This window comes from Streptomyces daqingensis, from assembly GCF_014645895.1.
Lineage (GTDB): Bacteria > Actinomycetota > Actinomycetes > Streptomycetales > Streptomycetaceae > Streptomyces > Streptomyces daqingensis.
The window spans coordinates 1-17688 of the sequence record NZ_BMMP01000018.1 but is presented as its reverse complement, the minus strand read 5'-3'; the positions used below and the strand labels follow the sequence as shown (position 1 = coordinate 17688).

Below are 17688 nucleotides of genomic sequence, written 5' to 3'. Positions count from 1 at the left end.
TGCGTAAGTGCAACCCGCGCGCACAATGACCTCATGACCAGTGAACCCGCCATGAACGGCGGAAGCGAACTCGTCGTGCCGTACGGGACGAGCGCCGCCCGTGTCCTGGGTCTGCTGCGTGTCGCGGGGCAGGAGGGGGCCAGCCGCAGCGAGCTGGCGGTGCGCTCGGGGCTGACGCCGCAGGCCGTCAGCAAGATCACTGCGCGTCTGCGGTCGCACGGGCTGGTCACCGAGGCGGGCAGGCGTGCCTCGACCGGCGGCAAGCCGAGCACGGTTCTCAGGCTCGCCCCCGGTGCGCGGCACGCGGTGGGGATACATCTGGACCGGGACCATCTGCTGGCCGTGCTCGTCGACCTGTCGGGCAGCGTCGTCGCGGGACGCACGGCTCCCCTCGATTTGGGTGCGGGTGCGGAGACGCTGCTCGACGCTGTCGAGTCCTCCGTGTACGGCCTCATCGGCGCGGGCCTGCCGGCGCTCGGGGCGGGTGCCGCCGAACGTCCCGCCGCGAGCGCGGAGGAGGTCGCGGGCGGTGAACTGTGGCAGCAGGCGTCGGCGGGCGAGGTGTGGGCGGCCCCGCGTCCGCCGGGACGCGACGGGCGGGTGCCGGACGAGGAGGAGTCCGGCCGCGAGCGGCTGCGGGCGGTCTCGGAGGAGGGGGAGCTGTGGACCGATACGGGGCAGGAGGCGCGTGGGGAGGGCCGCCGGGAGCAGGCGTCGGACGGCGCCCGAGCCGGAGGGCAGCGGCTCCCGGGCGAGGCTGCGGGTGAGGCCCCGGCCGCCGACGCGGAAGCCGGCCGGCCCGCATCCGACGGCGAGACCGGGACCGGGACCGAGGCCGGGGCCGGGGCCGAGGTTCGAGCCGAGGCCCCCGACGATGACGGCACCGGTGCCACGGGTGTCGGCGGGCGCTGGGGAAGCGTCCTCGGCGTGGGTGTGGCCGCTCCCGGCCCGCTGGACCACGCCCGCGGCGTGCTGCGGCAGGTCACCGGCTTCCCGGAATGGGCCGGCTTCCCGCTGCGCGACGAGCTCGCGCGGCGGCTGGGCATGCCGGTCGTCGTCGACAAGGACACCAACGCCGCCGCCCTGGGGCTGGCGCTGCGCGGCAAGGAGACCCTCGCCTACCTCCACCTCGGCACGGGGCTCGGCGCCGGACTCGTCCTGGAGGGCAGGCTGCACCGGGGAAGGCGCACCGGTGCCGGCGAGTTCGGCCACCAGGTGCTGCGCCTCGACGGGCCTCCGTGCCGGTGTGGCCGGCGCGGATGCGCGGAGGCCCTCTGCCTGGAGGCGGTACGGCGGGGCGACACGGCCGAGGCGGCCCGCGTCCTCGGCGTGGCCGCCGCCAACCTGGTCGAGCTGCTCGACCTGGACCGGTTGCTGCTGGGCGGACGTACGGTCCTGGCCGAGCCCCAGGCGTACCTCGACGGCGTGGCCGCGGAGCTGCGCGGCGTGCGGGGCGGCGGGGCCCGTGCCCCGGGCGGCCGCCCGGCGGGTACCGGGCAGGGGCCGGGCCGTGCGGGCGACGTACCGGTGGAGCTCGTCCCGGACGGGGTGCGCACGGTCGCGGACGGTGCCGCGCAGCTGGTCCTGGCTCCCCTCTTCGGCCGGGCTCCCGCGCCGTCCCGGCCGTCCCCGGCCCCCGGGGAAGCCGTAGGCTGAACGTGGCCGCGCCCGGTCGTACCGCGCGCCCGGCCCGGCACCACGACAGGCAGAACCCGACTCCGTCAGGAGCAGCAGGTGGCAGAGCGCAAGCCGATCGAGTCATGGCTGACCGACATGGACGGCGTGCTGATGCACGAAGGCGTTCCGGTGCCCGGTGCCGAGGCGTTCCTGAAGCGGCTGAAGGAGTCGGGGCGGCCCTTCCTCGTCCTGACGAACAACTCGATCTACACGCCGCGCGATCTGCACGCCCGGCTGGGCAGGATCGGCCTGGACGTACCGACGGAGAACATCTGGACGTCGGCTCTGGCGACCGCGCAGTTCCTCGACGACCAGCGTCCCGGCGGCACGGCCTACGCCATCGGCGAGGCGGGGCTGACGACGGCGCTGCACGACATCGGCTACGTCCTCTCGGACGCGGAGCCCGACTACGTGGTGCTGGGCGAGACCCGCACGTACAGCTTCGAGTCGCTGACGAAGGCGATCCGGCTGATCAACGAGGGCGCCCGGTTCATCGCCACCAACCCCGACGAGACGGGCCCTTCGGCGGAGGGCGCGCTGCCCGCCACCGGATCGGTCGCCGCCCTCATCACCAAGGCGACCGGTCAGGAGCCGTACTTCGTCGGAAAGCCCAACCCGCTGATGATGCGGGCGGGATTGAACGCCATCGGGGCGCACTCCGAGACCTCCGCGATGATCGGCGACCGGATGGACACCGATGTAAGGGCGGGCATGGAAGCGGGACTTGAGACGTTCCTCGTGCTGACGGGTCTCACCCGGCCGAACGAGATCGACCGCTTCCCCTACCGGGCGTCGAAGGTCGTGGACTCGATCGCGGATCTCGTCGACCGGATCTGAACTGCCGTTCCGCTTCCGGCGGGACGGGGTCCGGAACAGCCGGGTAACGTCGGGCTGGGACGCCCGCGAGCCATGTGGGCGCTGTGACACGATGGGCGATCCGGTCGTGAATCTCCGTGGGTCCGCGGCGGCAGCCGACGACCTTCGCTGCGTTGCCGGAGCCGTCCGGGTACGCCGGTACGGCGACGGTCCACCGGCTTGTGACGCACCGCATCCGGCGCCGCGGCCCGTTCACGGAGATCCGGACGACAGACCCTAGGGGGAGTGGGATGTACGGCAGCGACAGTGAACGTCCGCGGCCCGGAGCCCGTACCGGCGGAGGCGGCGCACGGCGCACGGCCGCCCGTTCCCGGTTCGCGGCCGGCGGGGCGTGCGTCCTCGCGGCGGCGCTGCTCGCCGGCTGCTCCTCCGACCCGGGCCCGGAAAAGGGCGGCGACTCGGCGGACGGCGGCGGCGGGCAGGGCCAGAGGCCGAAGTCGGTCACGCCCTACTGGGTGGACCCTCGGAGCAACGCGGCGCGGCAGGCCGACGCCTACCGTGAGGACGGCAAGGGCCGGCAGGCCGAGCAGATGCGGAAGATCGCCGGGCAGCCCGTCGCCGAGTGGATCGGCACGGAGGATCCGGGCGGTCAGACGCGCAAGGTGGTGGGGGCCGCCGCGAAGGCGGACCGTGAGGCGCTGCTGGTGCTCTACAACCTGCCGCACCGCGACTGCGGCCAGTACTCCAAGGGCGGTGCGCCGGACGCGGGCGCCTACCGCGCCTGGCTGGACCAGGTGGTCAAGGGCATCGGGAAGCGCGCGGCCACGGTGATCGTCGAACCGGACGCGATTCCGCACGTGCTGATGGAGGGGTGCACTCCCGAGCAGTTCCAGCCGGAGCGCTTCCGGCTCCTCAACGAGGCCGTCGGCAAGCTGAAGAGCCTGCCGCGCACCAAGGTGTACCTGGACGCCGGCAACCCCGACTGGGTGCGGGACCCGGGCGGCCTCGTCGAGCCGATGAAACGTGCCGGCATCGACAAGGCCGACGGCTTCTCGCTCAACGTCTCCAACTACCAGACGACGGAGTCGAACGCGGCGTACGGCAGGAAGTTCTCCCCGATGGTCGGCAACAAGCCGTTCGTCATCGACACCAGCCGCAACGGCAACGGGCCGGTCGCGGGCGCCGGCGCCGACGAGGAGGCGTGGTGCAACCCGCCGGGCCGTGCGCTGGGGGAGGCGCCGACGACGAAGACCGGTGACAAGCTGATCGACGGATACCTGTGGATCAAGCGGCCCGGCGAGTCGGACGGCGAGTGCAAGGGCGGCCCCAAGGCGGGCCAGTGGTGGCCGGAGTACGCACTCGGCCTGGTGCGCAACAAGCGCTGAGGCTCCCGGCCGGGAGGCACGGGCCGGGCGCACGGTTTCCGCACCACCGCCCGCCGCACGGTCCGGCTCCGCGCCGTGTGTACCCCGGCTTCTCACGCGGCGAGGCCGCACCCGCTTCGACGGGTGCGGCCTCGCCGCGTGTGTGAGGGCCGGCTCACGCCTCAGCGAGGCGCCGGTCCGGGCCTCAGTGGGGAGCGGGCGCGGACTCGTCGGCGCCGGTGCTCTTGTCGGCCGCGCTCGTGTCGCCGCGGACGTGGGCGAGGAACGAGTTGAGTTCCCGCTTGACGACCGGGGCGAGCAGGTACAGGCCGATGATGTTGAAGACGGCCAGCATGAACAGCACCGCGTCGGCCATGCTGATCAGGGTCTCCAGGGAGAGCAGGGAGCCCGCTACGGCGAAGATGCTGTAGATGATCTTGAACGTGGTCTCGCTCGCCTTGCTCTTGCCGAAGAGGTGGGACCAGGCCTTGAGTCCGTAGTAACCCCAGGTCAGCACGGTGGAGAACGCGAAGAGAAGCACCGCGACGGTCAACAGGTTCGGGAACCAGGGAAGCACCGTTGCGAAGGCGTCGGAGGTGACAGTCACGCCCTCGACCTCCTCGCCCGCGGACGTGAAGCTGTCCGGCCTGGCGATGACGATGGTCAGGGCGGTCATGGTGCACACGATGACCGTGTCGATGAACGGCTCCAGCAGCGCGACGAGACCCTCACTGGCGGGGTGCTTCGTCTTCACGGCGGAGTGCGCGATGGGTGCGGAGCCGAGTCCGGCCTCGTTGGAGAAGGCGGCGCGCTGGAATCCCATGACCAGGGCGCCGATGATGCCGCCCGCGACGCCCTCGGGTGCGAAGGCGCCCTCGAAGATGTCGACGAACGCGCTGGGGACCTGGCCGAAGTTCCAGAGGATGACGGTCAGGCAGGCCAGGACGTACATGATGGCCATCGCCGGTACGAGGCGGCTGGTGACCGAGGCGATGGACTTGATGCCGCCGATGAGCACGACGCCGACCAGTGCGGCGATCAGTACACCGAAGAAGAGGGCGCCCGCCGAGGAGCCGATCCAGCTGTCCTCGCCGCCTGTGGTGGAGGTGATCTGGGCGTAGCTCTGGTTGATCTGGAAGAGGTTGCCGCCGAACAGACCGAAGAAGAGGATCATGATGGAGGCGAGGGCCGCGAGAACCGATCCGAAGATCTTTCCGTTGCGGCCGAAGCGCTCGGCGAGACCCTTGGGCAGGTAATGCATCGGGCCGCCGGAGACGGTGCCGTCGGCGTGCTCCTCGCGGTACTTCACGCCGAGGGTGACTTCGACGAACTTGGTGGCCATGCCGAGGAGCCCGCACAGGACCATCCAGAAGGTGGCGCCCGCGCCGCCGACGCTGACGGCGACGCCGACTCCGGCGATGTTGCCGAGGCCGACGGTGCCGGAGACCGCGGCTGTGAGCGCCTGGAAGTGGTTGACCTCGCCGGGTGAGTCGCTCTCGTCGTGCTTGCCGCGCACCACCTGGACGGCGACCCTGAACTTGCGGAACTGCACCACGCCGAACCACACGGTGAAGACCAGTCCGGCGACGACGAGCCATGCCACGATGAGCGGCAGCTCGGCGCCGGCCACGGGCACCGCGTAGAAGACCAGTTCACTCAGCCAGGTTGCGACCGGATCGAACAGATCATTTACGGCCTTGTCGAAATCTTGCGTCATGGAGTCGAGCGACATGTGCCACCTTCGGCAGTGGAGCGGCATGGAAATCCCGACCGGTGACGCCTGCCCTGAGCCCGGTCACGCGGCCGTCGTCGACTGTGGGTAACGGCACGGTGAGCTGACGGTAAAGGCGCAGCAAAGTCGGATCGCCAGTTCATATCACGGACAGCGACCGGGGCAAGTGATGTGGATCGCAGAGGCCACGCGACCTGGGGGATGTGCCCGGACCGTTATCGCGGCTTGAGGATCCTCTGAGGAAGGCATGACGGAGCCCCGCCGCGGACGCGCGCGCCGCGACGGGGCTCGGACAGCTCCGGCAGATCCTGGGCCGAACGGCCGAACGGCCGAACGGCCGAACGGCCGGCCGGCTGGCGGGACGGCTACGGCGAGACCGGCGTCGTCGTCGGAGTCTGGGCCGTGGCGGTCCTGGGGACCTTCAGCCACACCGACTTCGACGGGACCCCCTTGCCGTCCACGGCCGTCACCATCCACCAGCCGGGCGGCACGAGCGAGGGGTCCTTGGGGATCTCGGCCGTGACGCCGTCGGCGGTCCGCTTGAAGTCGAGTGCGACGGAGGACTGCTCGACGTTGGTGACGTGCGTGAAGGAGCTCGGCCGGATGAGCCGCAGCTTCTTGATCTTGGCCGCGTCCCCGGACTTGAAGGAGGCCGACCCGCCCAGCCGCACCGTTCTGGCGTTCTGCTCCGCCAGGCCCGCGTGCTTCAACTCCGGCCGCTCGCCCTTCTGGTGGAGGTAGGAGGGCGTGTAGATGTCGATCTGCTGCTCGAACTTGCCGGGCTTGGTGTTGGCTTCGTCGGAGAAGAGCGAGTCCGAGCCGAACGTCATCACGCGCCCGTCGGGCAGGAGCAGCGCGCCCGAGTGGTAGTTGCGGCCGACGAGGGGGTCGGCGACGCTCTTCTTGGTGTCGGTCTTCGGGTCGTAGACCTCGGCCTTGAGGATGTTGCTCTCGCTGCGTCCCCGGTAGTCGCCGGAGCCGTTGGTCGTCAGCACGGTGTCGTCGGGCAGGACGACGCTGCTGGGATAGCGGGCCTTGGCGTACAGGTCGGGCCCGTTGCGGAAGCGCGGGGAGTCCTCGCGCAGGTCCACGATGCGGGTCTTCTCGGTGGCCTTCTTCGACTCTCCGACGCCGCCGCCGCCGAGCACCATGAACTTGCGGCTCTGGCTGGGCGGCAGCGGTACGGACATGGCGGTCTCGAGGGCGTCCGGGTCGCTCATGCCGGGGATCTTGCGGAACCCGTTGGTCTCCAGGTCCCACAGGCCGGGCGTCCGGCCCTGGTCGGCGGGCCCGTAGCCGGCGTTGGCGCCGGAGTAGAAGATCTTGTTGTCGGACGTCAGGTGCAGCGCCGGGTAGGTGGGGAAGAAGCGCTTCCGCGGCAGGAACTCCCACTTCTTGGTCCGCGGGTCGTAGATCTCGTTCTTGCCGGGGACGACCTGCCCGATGTCGTCCAGCCCGGAGACCGAGAGGACCTTGCCGTCCTCCAGCGTGGTCAGCGTCGGGTACCACCGCGCCTCGTGCATGGGGTCGACCTTGATGTAGCGCTCGGCCACCGGGTCGAACTCGTAGGTGTCCTTGATCCCCTGGAAGTCCTTCTTGTCGAAGGAGAGCTTCTGCGCGATGCCGTAGATGTTCCTGCGGTCGGCGCCGCGCAGGCCGTGGATCCGGTAGTTGTCCTCGGTCCCGGTCTGGTACTGCTTCCCCCTCCTGGCCGCTTCCACGTAGACGCGGGCGACGCTCGGGGTGACCTTGACCTGCCCGGTGACGGGGTCGGCCTTCTTCTTCGCGCGCGGCACGAGGACGTTGTCCTTGGCCTCGAACGTCTTGCCGTTCTCGCGTCCGGTGAAGAGCGTCCCCGCCTTGAGGGTCTTGGCGCGGTCCGGGTTCTCGTTGTGGACGATCATGAGGCCGCCGGCCTTCTTCACGTCGCCGCCGAGCTTCTCGTACCGGCGTGTGCCGCCCGCCACCAGCAGCTTCCCGTCGGGCAGCTGGGTGTGGCCCGCGCAGAACAGATCGTTGGGCGTGGAGATGTTCTTGAAGGTGTTCTTCACCGGGTCCCACAGCACCGTGCGGAACGTCTTCGCCTTGAACTGCTTGGCGTCGTTGCCCGATCCCGCCACCAGCAGCACCTTGCCGGTGTGCAGCAGTGCGGCGTGGATCGTGTTGATGCGGTACTTCTTCGGGACGTCGACGGTCTTCCAGTGCCCGTTCTCGGCTTTGTACTCCGGCTTGTTGATCGTGTAGTCGTGGTATCGCTCCGAGGCGAGGTCGTAGAGCACGGGCCCGTTGAATCCCGCGATCACCATGACCACGGCCGCGCCTATCGCCGTACGGCGCGTGCGCCGGCTCGGTCGGTACTTCATCTTTCACGTCCCCCAGGGGCGGTGTGCAGTGGTACGGGCTGCGTCCGGTCCGGTGCGGAGCCGGCGGGCGGCGGGACCGGGCCGCCCTGCCGGTGCCGGTGCCGGCGCTGTTTCCGCTTCTTCTTCTCGGCGCGCACCGTGACGCGCCAGCCGATGATCGGCGCCGCCGTGATCAGGAGCGCCAGCGCGGCCCACGTGATCATGGCGGGGTGGTCGTGGCCGAGGTAGAAGGAACCGCCCAGCGAGCCGCCGAAGACGACGATGAAGAAGAGGTGGATGCGGAAGGTGCCGAAGAGGGTGTCAGGGCTCGCCGAGTCGCCCTTCGGAGTCACCACGAACTTGCTCTTGCGCCGCAGCACCGTGTCGAAGAGGGAGCGCGCGTAGATCGGTGCTGACAGCGCGGACATGAGCATCCCCGCGAGCCCGCCGGAGCCCTCCGGCTCGTGCGGGGAGACGTTGTGCCGCCGGTTCCAGATGTACAGGCCGATCTGCAGCGCGGACGCGTTGCCGTACAGCGCCATCCAGACGGTCGGGTCGATCTGCACACCCGAGGCGCCGAGACCCAGGAAGAGCGCGCAACTCAGAGCTGCCAGGATCCAGTTGAGCGCCGAGATCGGGTAGAAGATCATCAGCATCGTGTAGTTGAAGAGCTTCCCCGGCGGGAGCGTGAAGACGCCGCGCCAGTACTGCTTGAGGATCGTCTCGTACGTGCCGCGCGACCAGCGCAGCTGCTGGGTGAAGAAGTCGGTCCACGCGTTGGGGCCCTCACCGACGGCGAGTACGTCCGGGGTGTAGACCGAGCGCCACTTGCGGCCCGTCTCGGGGTTCCTGGCCCGGTGCATCTCGAAACCGGTGGCCATGTCCTCGGTGATCGAGTCGTACAGCCCGCCGATGCCCTTGATGGCCTTGATCCGCACCGCGTTGCTGGTGCCGACGAACATGGGCGCGTCGTAGCGGTTCCCGGCACGCTGGATGAGGGCGTGGAAGAGGAACTGCTGGCTCTCGGCGGCCTTGGTGACGAAGTTGTCGTAGTTGCCGTACACCTGCGGGCCGATGACGAACCCGACGTCCGGGTCCCGGAAGTAACCGAGCATCCGCTCCAGGTAGTTGGGCAGCGGCACGTGGTCGGTGTCGACGGAGGCGAAGTAGTCGTAGTTGTCGCCGTGGGCGGCGAGCCAGGCGTTGTAGTTGCCGTGCTTGGTCTTCGCCCGGTGCGGGCCCTTCTGCTTGTTCCAGCGGGCCACGCCCTTGCGGGTGAAGTGGTGCACGCCCAGCCGGCGGCAGACCTCCTTCACCTCCGGGTCGTCGCCCTCGTCCAGCAGCCATATGTGCAGCAGGCCCCTGTGGCGGATCTTCACGGCCGCCTCGAGCGTCTTCGTCACCATCTCGATCGGTTCCTTGCCGGGCACGAAGGAGGTGAGGAAGGCGACGCGGGTGCCGGACTCCGGCACCACGGGTATGGGGTCCCGCGCGACGAGCGTGGCGTGCGCGTTGGAGAGGACGTTGAGCGTACGGAAGAGCTCGATCAGGCCGATCGAGACCAGCATGACGATGTCGAGCTTCAGGACGAGGTCGGAGACGGCGCCGTCGTCGCGCTGCGTCCAGTGCTGCGGCTGCATCAGCCAGAACAGCAGCCCCGCAGAGAGCAGCGGTGCGAGACCGAGCAGGAAGGCGGCCCTGAACCGGTGCGGCTCGTCGGCCAGCAGGCTCCGGTACTTGACGCGGTACGGCTTGTCCGCGGCGGGCTGGGTCAGCGGCCCGGCGAGCCGGCTGTAGTGCTCGTAGTCGTAGCGCGGCAGCTCTTTGGGCGCCCAGCGCCGTCCGCGGCCGAGGGTGTCGCGGGCCTTCTGCCCGATGTTGCGGGGTATGCGCAGCTGCGTCGTCCGCGTCGGGTCGTCGTCGGCCGAGTGCCCTGGCTCCGGCTGTCGGCCGCCGTCCCTCGTAGAGGTCATGGGTCCGTCCCCCTGAACGCAGCAGTCTGCGTGTGCTCGTGCTTCCCGCGTCCTTTCCCGCGGCCCCGGGCGCGGCAGGCGTCGGCTGCTTCGTACTGAGACTGCGAGTGGACAGCCGCCGGTTCCCATGTGACCGGTTTCCGGTTCGCCATCCGAACGGATCTTCGGCCCGCCGCAGACGGGCCCGTCTCCGGTGCCCCAGGTGCCGGTGGGCCTTTCGCGGGCGGTCGAAGACGTGCGTAGGTTCTCCGACTCCCGGCCCGAACGCAAGGGCGAAAAAGGAAAGTTCGTCCCCGTGTGAGCGGATTCGACGCGATCTCTGTGACGGAGGTGTCACCGAAGTGGGCGGATCGTGTGGCTGGGAGGGGACGGAATGTAGCGCTCACGTGTCCACCGGCACACCGCACCGGGTGCGGGCGCCGGGCGGCCCTACCGGCTCGGCCTCCGGGCAACTCACCAGGCCCCCGGGCCCGGTTCGGCCGGGCCCGTGCGGGAGCAGCCTACGCCGTCCGCCGCGCCGTCCGCCCCGGAGCCGGGTCCGCGAAGGCGACGGTGAACTCCTCGCCGCCCCGGCCCGATCCGGCGTCCTCGCCGCCGTGCACGGCGAAGTCCAGCAGCCGCTCGCCCTCCGCGGCCAGTGTCCGCTCCTCGTCGGCGGTGAGGCGGCGGCCCAGAGGTGTCACCGTCAGTACCGCCACCCGCTTCCGGGGCTGCCGCACCTTCCACGTCCCCCGCACCATGCCGTCGACCAGGATCGTGCCGGGCACCTGCCCGTTGCGGCTCGCGATCGCGGCGCGCTCCTCGTCGCCGATGACGCGCGTGCGGTCCGCGTGGGAGAGGACGAGGTTGTCGTACTCGGCCACGAACCGTACGGGCAGCGGGAGTTCGGGGTCGGGCCGCGGGGCCTCGGGCAGATCGAACAGTTCCCGTCCCCCTTCGCTGAGGAAGACCCGCAGCTGCGGGCGCAGCCTCTCGAAGACCTCCCCGAGGCGGGTGAGCCCCGACCAGGTCTGGGCGTCCAGCACGGAGGCCGGCCCGTACGCCCCCAGGTAGCGCAGCACCACCGACTCGACGTCGGGCTCCGGTGAGACGGGTCGTCCCAGCCATGACTCGATCGTGTCGTAGGCGGGCAGACCCGAGGCGCCCCACAGCCCGCGCGGTGGGATCTGCACCACGTCGCACAGGGCACGCGGTGCCTGCGCCAGTGCGTCGGCGTCGTGGCCGGGCCACCGCTCGCCGAGCAGCCGGGCCAGTTCGCGTGCCGTACGGGGCTGTTGCCGCAGGAGCTCCAGGCCCGCGTCGGCGACCTCCCACATGTCCAGGCCCTCGAGGCGCCTGCGGTAGTTGCTGCGCATCAGCCGCTCGTAGATCCCCCTCGTGAGCGGTCGCAGCTGCAGGCAGTCGGCGGCGCTGACCAGGTGGACGGTGCCGCGCATGACCCCGGCCCGTACGGCCTTGCGCTCCCGCAGCAGCCCGGACAGCTCCTCGGCGCGGAATCCGGCGAGCCGCGACCAGAGGCCGAAGTAGGGCGGCCGGGGTGCCTGCGCCTGCAGGCCGACCAGATGCTCGACGGCTTCGAGGGCGCTCATCTGCGAGCGTTCCGCGAGGAGTTGGCGTGCCACGAGCGCACGGCCCAGGGCCCTGGGGGTGAGGGTGACCGGGTGCATGAGGGGAGTCTGGCGGATCGCCCACGGAGGCGCCACGCGGCGTGGCCCGTACGGACGCAGGCCGGGGGCCGTCCCGCGCGCGGTCTCAGCGGTCCGCCCGCACCGGGCGCGGAACCGCAGGGACGCGTCGCCGCAGGGGCGCGAGGCCGACCGGGATGCGGACCGGCCCGGCCGCTGTGGGGCGCGGCCGGGCCGGTCCGCTCCCGCTGTGCGCGGGGCGGCGTCGCGGGGTCAGAACTCGACGTCGGAGCAGGCGTAGAACGCGTTGGCCGTGTCGGCGATGGTCCACACGCCCAGGATCAGGTGCCGGCCCGACTTGCCTTCCGGGAGCTTCCCCTCGCCGGTCCACTCCGCGGGCGGCTTCTCGCCGTCCATCGGCACGGTGAGGAAGGGTTCGGCCTCGAGGTCGGCGCGGGTGAGCGGCTTGGCGGGGTCCCAGCCGTCCTTCGTGACGTAGAAGCTGAAGTCCGTCGTCGAATGCATCGCTGTCATCGACCACTTGAAGGTGTGGTCGCTGCCCGGCGTGAGCTTTGTGGCGGGCCAGTCTCCGCCGCGCGGATCGTCGAGCTCCTTGAAGGCGTCGTTGCCGCCCGAGCAGATGGCGCCGTCCTCGGGGCCCGCCTCGGGAAACCCTTTGGGGCCTTCGACGCTCTGGGGCTCGTGCTCGATGGCTCCGCAGCCGGTGACGGTGCCGTCGGCGCAGTTCGCCTGGCGGCTTGCCGGGTCGGTGCCGAAGCCGTGGCCCTGTGCGGGGGCGGCGAAGAGCACGGCCGAGACGCCGAGCGCCGTGCCGATGGCGGCCGCTGTGATCCTCTTGCGCATGTCGCTCCTGATGGTTCGTGGGGGAGAGGAGTTCCTGTCGGATCGGTCTAGACCAAGTCGGAACCTAGCGCGTTGTTCCGGGAGTTGTCCAGACCAATGCCGTACGGGGTGGGGAGGCTCCGGGGAGCGGACTGGCGCGGGAAGCGGCGGAGCGCGGAGCGGTCGCGCTGCGAGGAGTGGCCGCCGTCGCGCGGCCGCGGGGACGGCGGGGCTGCGGCCGTGGAAGGCCGGTGAGCTGTGGGGAGTCCCGGAAACGACGGAAGCCCCCCGCTCGCGCGGAGGGCTTCCGTTCTCTGCTGTACGCCGTCAGGGACTCGAACCCCGGACCCGCTGATTAAGAGTCAGCTGCTCTAACCAACTGAGCTAACGGCGCCTGTCCGGCCCCTTGAGGGCCGACGGGGAAAATACTACCCCCTCCGCGGGGGTGCTCATGACCACGGTCAGATCGCGAGCGACAGCATGACGGGAGCGGCCTTACGGCTCAGCGTCTCCGCGGCACGTCGCAGCCGGTACGCGTTCTCGACGGGCAGGGACAGCGCCAGGCATCCGACGGAGGAGCCGGCCGTGACCGGCACCGCCGCGCACACCGTGCCCACCGCGTATTCCTGCAGGTCCAGGACGGGGACGGTCGGGGGCTGCCGGTCCAGGGTGTTCAGCAGAAGGCGCTCGTCGGTGATGGTGCGCGACGTGAGACGGGCGGTTCTGTGCCGCGAGAGGTGGTCCCTGCGGCCGTCGTGGTCGAGCTGCCCCAGGAGGCACTTGCCGATCGCGGTGGCGTGCAGGGCGGAGCGGAAGTCGACCCACTCGTTCACGGCGGGGGTCATGGGGCTGTCGGCGTAGGAGGTGACCTCCAGCTCGCCGTCCTTGTACCGGCTGAGGTAGACGGCCGCGCCGACGGTGTCCCGCAGGTCCGCGAGCGTCCGCTGGAGGCGTTCGTCCAGGGCCCGTTCGCGGTCCCCGCCGGAGCCGAGGAGGACGAGCGATTCGCCGACGACGTACGTGCCGTCCGGAAGGCGCTCCGCATACGCCTCGCGGCAGAGCATCGAGAGCAGATGCGCCAGGAGCCCCGGCGGAAGGCCCGTCTCCTGCGAGAGATCAGCTTCCGAGACGCCGTCCTGGTGACGGGCTATCGCCTCCAGAACGCGCAGCGCATACCGCACTGAGTGGAACGGTGCGGTGTGCTCCGGCTTCAGCGCCACGACGGGCCTCCTTGGCGGGTGACCGTTTGCGTCGCGACCGTCGCGGGCGGTCACGGTGATTCTCACGATAGCGGTCAACGGGGCTGCCGGTGGGGGCCGTTGTGCCTTTTTGGCATATGCGGAACAGCGGGTCCCGCGCAAGGGCCGGGGCCCTGTCCGCAAGTACGGACAGGGCCCCGGCCGGTTGCTGGGCGGGCGGTTCTACAGCACCGCGCTCAGGAACTCGCGCGTGCGCTCGTGCTCCGGGTCGCTGAAGATCTTCTCCGGCGAACCCGACTCGATGACGCGGCCCGCGTCGAACATCAGCACGTCGTCCGAGATGTCCCTGGCGAAGTTCATCTCGTGCGTGACGCACAGCATCGTGATGTCGGTGGTGTGCGCGATGTCGCGGAGGACGTCCAGCACACCCGCCACCAGCTCGGGGTCGAGGGCCGAGGTGACCTCGTCCAGCAGCAGTACCTGCGGCCGCATCGCCAGCGCGCGGGCGATCGCCACCCGCTGCTGCTGACCGCCGGAGAGCTGTGTCGGGTACTTGTCGATGTGCTCGGTCAGGCCGACCAGTTCGAGCAGTTCGCGTGCGCGCTGCTCGGCCTCGTCCTTGGAGAGGCCCAGCACGTGTACGGGCGCCTCGGTGATGTTCCGCAGCACCCTCATGTTGGGGAAGAGGTTGAACTGCTGGAAGACCATGCCGATCTTCTTGCGGACCTCGCGGCTGTGGCGCTCGCCCGCGGGGACCAGCTTCCCGCCCCGCTCCTCGTGGGTGAGGTAGTCGCCGGCGACCTTGATCGTGCCCTCCTCGGGCTTCAGCAGCGTCATCAGCAGCCGCAGGATCGTGGTCTTGCCGGATCCCGACGGCCCGATGAGCGTCACGTGCTTGCCGGAGGCGACGTTGAAGCACAGATTGTCGAGGACGACGTTGCTGCCGAAGCGCTTCGTGACGTCCTTGAACTCGATCAGTTCACTGCCGTCGGCGGCCGGGTTCTTCGTTTCCTTCGAGGTGCTGCTGTCAGTGGACAAGTCGACGCTCCAGGGCTCTCATAAGCAGGGATGCCGGGTAGGCGATCAGGATGAAGACGACGCCGATGACCGTGATCGGCTCCGTCGGCTGGAAGGTCTCGGCACTGAACTGCCGTGCCTGGCCCAGCATTTCCAGCGCACCGATGGTCGCGATCATCGGCGAGTCCTTCAGCATCGCGATGACGTAGTTGCCCAGCGCGGGCACCACGCGGCGGATGGCCTGCGGCAGGATCACCGCGCTCCACGTGCGGCTGCGCGGCAGGCTCAGCGCCGTGCACGCCTCCCACTGCCCGACGGGCACACCGTCGATACCGGCCCGGTAGACCTCCGCGGTGTACGTCGAGTAGTGCAGACCCAGGCCGATGACGCCCGTCACCAACGCGGAGAACGTCACGTTCCACTCGGGCAGCACGAAGTACAGGAAGAACAGCTGCACCAGCAGCGGGGTGTTCCGGATGAACTCCGTGAGGGCCGTCACCGGCCAGGAGACGATCTTCAGGCTCGACCGCTGGGCCATCGCCCAGACGAGTCCCAGCGTGAAGGCGATGAGCGAGCCCAGCACCAGAGCCTGGAGCGTGAGCAGCACGCCGTCCCACAGGCGCGGCATGAAGTCGCCGACTGCCGACCAGTCCCAGTTCATGCGGCACCTCCAGCGGTGGGAACGTCACTCGAGGCGGCCTGGCGCGGCACGGTCACCTGTCGCCGTACGCCGAGGCTCTTCGGCGGCGGGGCCTGCCCGATGCCCGCCTTGGCGTGGCGCTCCAGCACGCGCATGCCGCGGGTGAGGACGAAGGCGAGCACGAAGTACATCACCAGGATGATCGTGTAGACGGGCGCGCTCTCGCCGGTCGCGTTGCGCACCAGCATCGCGCCGAACGCGGTGTCCGCCACACCCATGATCGAGACCAGGGCGGTGCCCTTCAGGAGCTCGATGAGCAGGTTGTTCGCCGGCGGGATCATCTCGGGCCACGCCTGCGGCAGCACGATCTTGGTGAGCCGCTGCCACGGGCTGAAGCTGAGCGCGATGCCCGCCTCCTGCTGGGCCGGGGCCACGGCGGCCATCGACCCGCGGACGATCTCGGACCCGTACGCCCCGTAGGACAGGCCCAGGGCCAGGACGGCGGCCCACATGGGGAGCAGCTGCCAGCCGAAGGCCACGGGCAGGACGAAGAACATCCAGAACATCAGCACGAGAGCGGAGGTTCCGCGGAAGATCTCCATGTAGGCGCCGGAGAGGAAGCGCACCACGCGCAGCCGGTGGGTGCGTGCGACCCCGACTGCGAACGCGACGCCTGCTCCGAGCAGGGCGCTGAAGAACGTCAGCTGGACTGTGACCCAGACGCCTTTCAGCAGCAGCTCCCACAGACCCCAGGTAAGGTCCGTCATTTGCAGCGCTCCTTCGCGGTCTGGGTCGTCATCTCCTGCTCGATGAAGCCGAAGGGCTTCATGATCCGGAGGAGCTCACCGCTCTTCTTCATCTTGTGGAGCTCTTCGTTGAAGGCGTCGCGCAGCTTCGTCTCGCCCTTGCGGAAGGCGAACGCGCCGGTGCCCAGGTCGGGCTTGCCGTCCAGTTGGGGCGTGAAGGCCTTGGTGTACTCGGTCTTCCCGCTCTTGGACTGCCTGACGACGTTGCGGACGGTCACCGCCGTGCCCGCGAAGACGTCCGCACGGCCGCCCTGCACCTCCAGCAGGCCCGCGAGCTGGTCCGGGAGGAGCTTGATCTCGCTCTCCTTGATGCCGGCGTCCTTCGCGTAGTCGATCTCCGCGTAGCCGACGCCCGTGGCGAGTTTGGCGCCCTTCTCGGCGATGTCCTTGTAGGTGTGCAGGCCCAGCGGGTTGCCCTTGCGGACGATGAACGCGTCCCGCATCTCGTACTCCGGGTCGGCGAAGAGGACCTGCGCGCAGCGCTCGGGTGTGATGTACATGCCCGCGGCGACCACGTCGAACTGCTGGGAGTTGAGCCCCGGGATCAGCGAGGCGAACTCCGTCGGCATCGGCTGCACGTTGTCGATGCCGAGCCGCCCGAAGATGACCCGTGCGATGGCCGGCGAGGCTCCGGTGAGCTCGCCGTTCTTGTCGATGTAGCTGTAGGGCTGCTCGCCGGCGATGCCGACCTTCACAGTGCCCTGGATTCTCATTCTCTCCAGCAGATCGCCCCCGTCTCCGGTTCCGGCGCTGGACACACGGCTGCAGGCCGTGGTGGCGCCCAGCGTCCCGGCAGCCGTCAGCGACGCCGCTCCGGCGAGCAGCGAACGGCGACCGAGAGTTCTACCGGTTCTCCCGGTACTTCCCGTCTTCTTCCCTCGTGGTGGAGCCATGGGCGCGCAGCTACCCAGGCAACCAGAAGATATGCGGATCGTTTTCAGCCCTTGACCTGGTCGTTGCGGGCTTGACCGCTGCGCCACCATTGACACGGAACGATCCATCTCAGCACCACCCGGAGGCACGATGGCCGAGCGCTTCATCGAGGTGTCGTTGGACAAGCGGGGAGTGAGCTGCACGGCGAAACTTCTCGACGACCGCGCACCGCTCACCTGCGATGCCGTGTGGAACGCGCTGCCGCTCGGCGGCGACGTCTACCACGCGAAGTACGCGCGCAACGAGATCTATGCGCTGATCCCGCCGTTCGCCCCGGAGGAACCGCCGCTGGAGAACCCGACGATCACCCCCATTCCGGGCGATCTGTGCTATTTCACCTTCACTGACACCCAGCTGAACACGTCGTCCTACGGCTACGAGGCGGCGGCGGAGCAGCGGGGCGGCCAGGCCGCCCACGCCACCCGCTCCACCGTGATCGACCTCGCGCTCTTCTACGAGCGCAACAACCTCCTCATCAACGGCGACGCCGGCTGGGTGCCCGGCATCGTCTGGGGAGCCGTGGTCGAGGGTCTCGACGAGATGGCCGAGGCCTGCCAGGACCTGTGGCGGGCCGGAGCTCTCGGGGAGACCCTCAACTTCCGCAGGCTGTAAGGCACTTACGACACGGACTAGGGCCTGTCTGGCAAATGGCGCCGTTCGCCCGGAGGGCGGGGCTCGCGTCGTCTGGTGCGTGCGGATGCAAGGCGGAGGTCCGTCCTCG

At 69.9% G+C, this 17688-nt stretch carries 14 protein-coding genes and 1 tRNA gene; 4 read left to right on the top strand and 11 right to left on the bottom strand.

Translation table 11 applies throughout. The features are described from left to right. The first annotated feature begins 33 nt into the window (after positions 1-33). The 3 genes from IEY56_RS23505 (at position 34) to IEY56_RS23495 (ending at position 3878) form a co-directional block, all read left to right on the top strand. On the top strand, positions 34-1656 hold the full coding sequence (locus IEY56_RS23505; protein WP_229712144.1) for an ROK family transcriptional regulator: 1623 nt from the start codon (positions 34-36) through the stop codon (positions 1654-1656). A 78-nt stretch (positions 1657-1734) separates the two neighbouring features. Further along, positions 1735-2514 (top strand): HAD-IIA family hydrolase, encoded by a 780-nt coding sequence (locus IEY56_RS23500; protein ID WP_189039272.1) that lies wholly within the window; start codon positions 1735-1737, stop codon positions 2512-2514. A 269-nt stretch (positions 2515-2783) separates the two neighbouring features. Next, positions 2784-3878, top strand: a complete 1095-nt coding sequence (locus IEY56_RS23495) for a glycoside hydrolase family 6 protein (protein ID WP_189039271.1) — start codon at positions 2784-2786, stop codon at positions 3876-3878. A 184-nt stretch (positions 3879-4062) separates the two neighbouring features. On the opposite strand, the gene IEY56_RS23490 is transcribed toward IEY56_RS23495, so the two are convergent. The 11 genes from IEY56_RS23490 to ehuB form a co-directional block, all read right to left on the bottom strand. Then, positions 4063-5589 (bottom strand): alanine/glycine:cation symporter family protein, encoded by a 1527-nt coding sequence (locus IEY56_RS23490; RefSeq protein WP_189039270.1) that lies wholly within the window; start codon positions 5587-5589, stop codon positions 4063-4065. Positions 5590-5954: 365 nt separating this feature from the next. Further along, a complete protein-coding gene (gene glxA, locus IEY56_RS23485) occupies positions 5955-7952 on the bottom strand; it encodes a radical copper oxidase GlxA (RefSeq protein ID WP_189039269.1) in 1998 nt (665 codons plus the stop codon). After that, positions 7949-9904, bottom strand: a complete 1956-nt coding sequence (locus IEY56_RS23480) for a glycosyltransferase family 2 protein (protein ID WP_189039268.1) — start codon at positions 9902-9904, stop codon at positions 7949-7951. The genes glxA and IEY56_RS23480 overlap by 4 nt, the downstream gene beginning before the upstream one ends. 500 nt (positions 9905-10404) lie before the next feature. Next, entirely contained in the window at positions 10405-11571 is a 1167-nt protein-coding gene (locus tag IEY56_RS23475) for a winged helix DNA-binding domain-containing protein (protein WP_189039267.1), read from the bottom strand. A 231-nt stretch (positions 11572-11802) separates the two neighbouring features. Further along, on the bottom strand, positions 11803-12393 hold the full coding sequence (locus tag IEY56_RS23470; protein ID WP_189039266.1) for a lytic polysaccharide monooxygenase auxiliary activity family 9 protein: 591 nt from the start codon (positions 12391-12393) through the stop codon (positions 11803-11805). Between the two features lie 299 nt (positions 12394-12692). Further along, positions 12693-12766 (bottom strand) — tRNA-Lys (locus tag IEY56_RS23465). A gap of 67 nt (positions 12767-12833) precedes the next feature. Then, entirely contained in the window at positions 12834-13592 is a 759-nt protein-coding gene (locus IEY56_RS23460; RefSeq protein ID WP_189039265.1) for an IclR family transcriptional regulator, read from the bottom strand. A 201-nt stretch (positions 13593-13793) separates the two neighbouring features. Then, entirely contained in the window at positions 13794-14609 is an 816-nt protein-coding gene (ehuA, locus tag IEY56_RS23455) for an ectoine/hydroxyectoine ABC transporter ATP-binding protein EhuA (protein ID WP_189039264.1), read from the bottom strand. After that, positions 14599-15249, bottom strand: a complete 651-nt coding sequence (ehuD, locus tag IEY56_RS23450; RefSeq protein ID WP_045866703.1) for an ectoine/hydroxyectoine ABC transporter permease subunit EhuD — start codon at positions 15247-15249, stop codon at positions 14599-14601. Before ehuD ends, ehuA begins: the two co-directional genes overlap by 11 nt. After that, on the bottom strand, positions 15246-15995 hold the full coding sequence (gene ehuC, locus IEY56_RS23445) for an ectoine/hydroxyectoine ABC transporter permease subunit EhuC (RefSeq protein ID WP_189039263.1): 750 nt from the start codon (positions 15993-15995) through the stop codon (positions 15246-15248). The genes ehuD and ehuC overlap by 4 nt, the downstream gene beginning before the upstream one ends. After that, positions 15992-16927 (bottom strand): ectoine/hydroxyectoine ABC transporter substrate-binding protein EhuB, encoded by a 936-nt coding sequence (gene ehuB / locus IEY56_RS23440; RefSeq protein WP_189039262.1) that lies wholly within the window; start codon positions 16925-16927, stop codon positions 15992-15994. Before ehuB ends, ehuC begins: the two co-directional genes overlap by 4 nt. Positions 16928-17057: 130 nt before the next feature. Between ehuB and IEY56_RS23435 the strand changes: the two genes are divergently transcribed. Then, the gene (locus IEY56_RS23435; protein WP_189039261.1) at positions 17058-17579 is read left to right on the top strand and encodes a DUF3830 family protein; all 522 of its coding nucleotides are present in this window, start codon (positions 17058-17060) and stop codon (positions 17577-17579) included. The last annotated feature ends 109 nt before the right edge of the window (positions 17580-17688 follow it).

Coding starts and splice junctions, on each gene's coding strand:
- IEY56_RS23505 (WP_229712144.1), top strand. CDS start 34: ATGACCAGTGAACCCGCCATGAACGGCGGAAGCGAACTCGTCGTGCCG.
- IEY56_RS23495 (WP_189039271.1), top strand. CDS start 2,784: ATGTACGGCAGCGACAGTGAACGTCCGCGGCCCGGAGCCCGTACCGGC.
- IEY56_RS23475 (WP_189039267.1), bottom strand. CDS start 11,571: ATGCACCCGGTCACCCTCACCCCCAGGGCCCTGGGCCGTGCGCTCGTG.
- ehuC (WP_189039263.1), bottom strand. CDS start 15,995: ATGACGGACCTTACCTGGGGTCTGTGGGAGCTGCTGCTGAAAGGCGTC.
- IEY56_RS23490 (WP_189039270.1), bottom strand. CDS start 5,589: ATGTCGCTCGACTCCATGACGCAAGATTTCGACAAGGCCGTAAATGAT.
- IEY56_RS23435 (WP_189039261.1), top strand. CDS start 17,058: ATGGCCGAGCGCTTCATCGAGGTGTCGTTGGACAAGCGGGGAGTGAGC.
- IEY56_RS23480 (WP_189039268.1), bottom strand. CDS start 9,904: ATGACCTCTACGAGGGACGGCGGCCGACAGCCGGAGCCAGGGCACTCG.
- ehuD (WP_045866703.1), bottom strand. CDS start 15,249: ATGAACTGGGACTGGTCGGCAGTCGGCGACTTCATGCCGCGCCTGTGG.
- IEY56_RS23470 (WP_189039266.1), bottom strand. CDS start 12,393: ATGCGCAAGAGGATCACAGCGGCCGCCATCGGCACGGCGCTCGGCGTC.
- glxA (WP_189039269.1), bottom strand. CDS start 7,952: ATGAAGTACCGACCGAGCCGGCGCACGCGCCGTACGGCGATAGGCGCG.
- ehuB (WP_189039262.1), bottom strand. CDS start 16,927: ATGGCTCCACCACGAGGGAAGAAGACGGGAAGTACCGGGAGAACCGGT.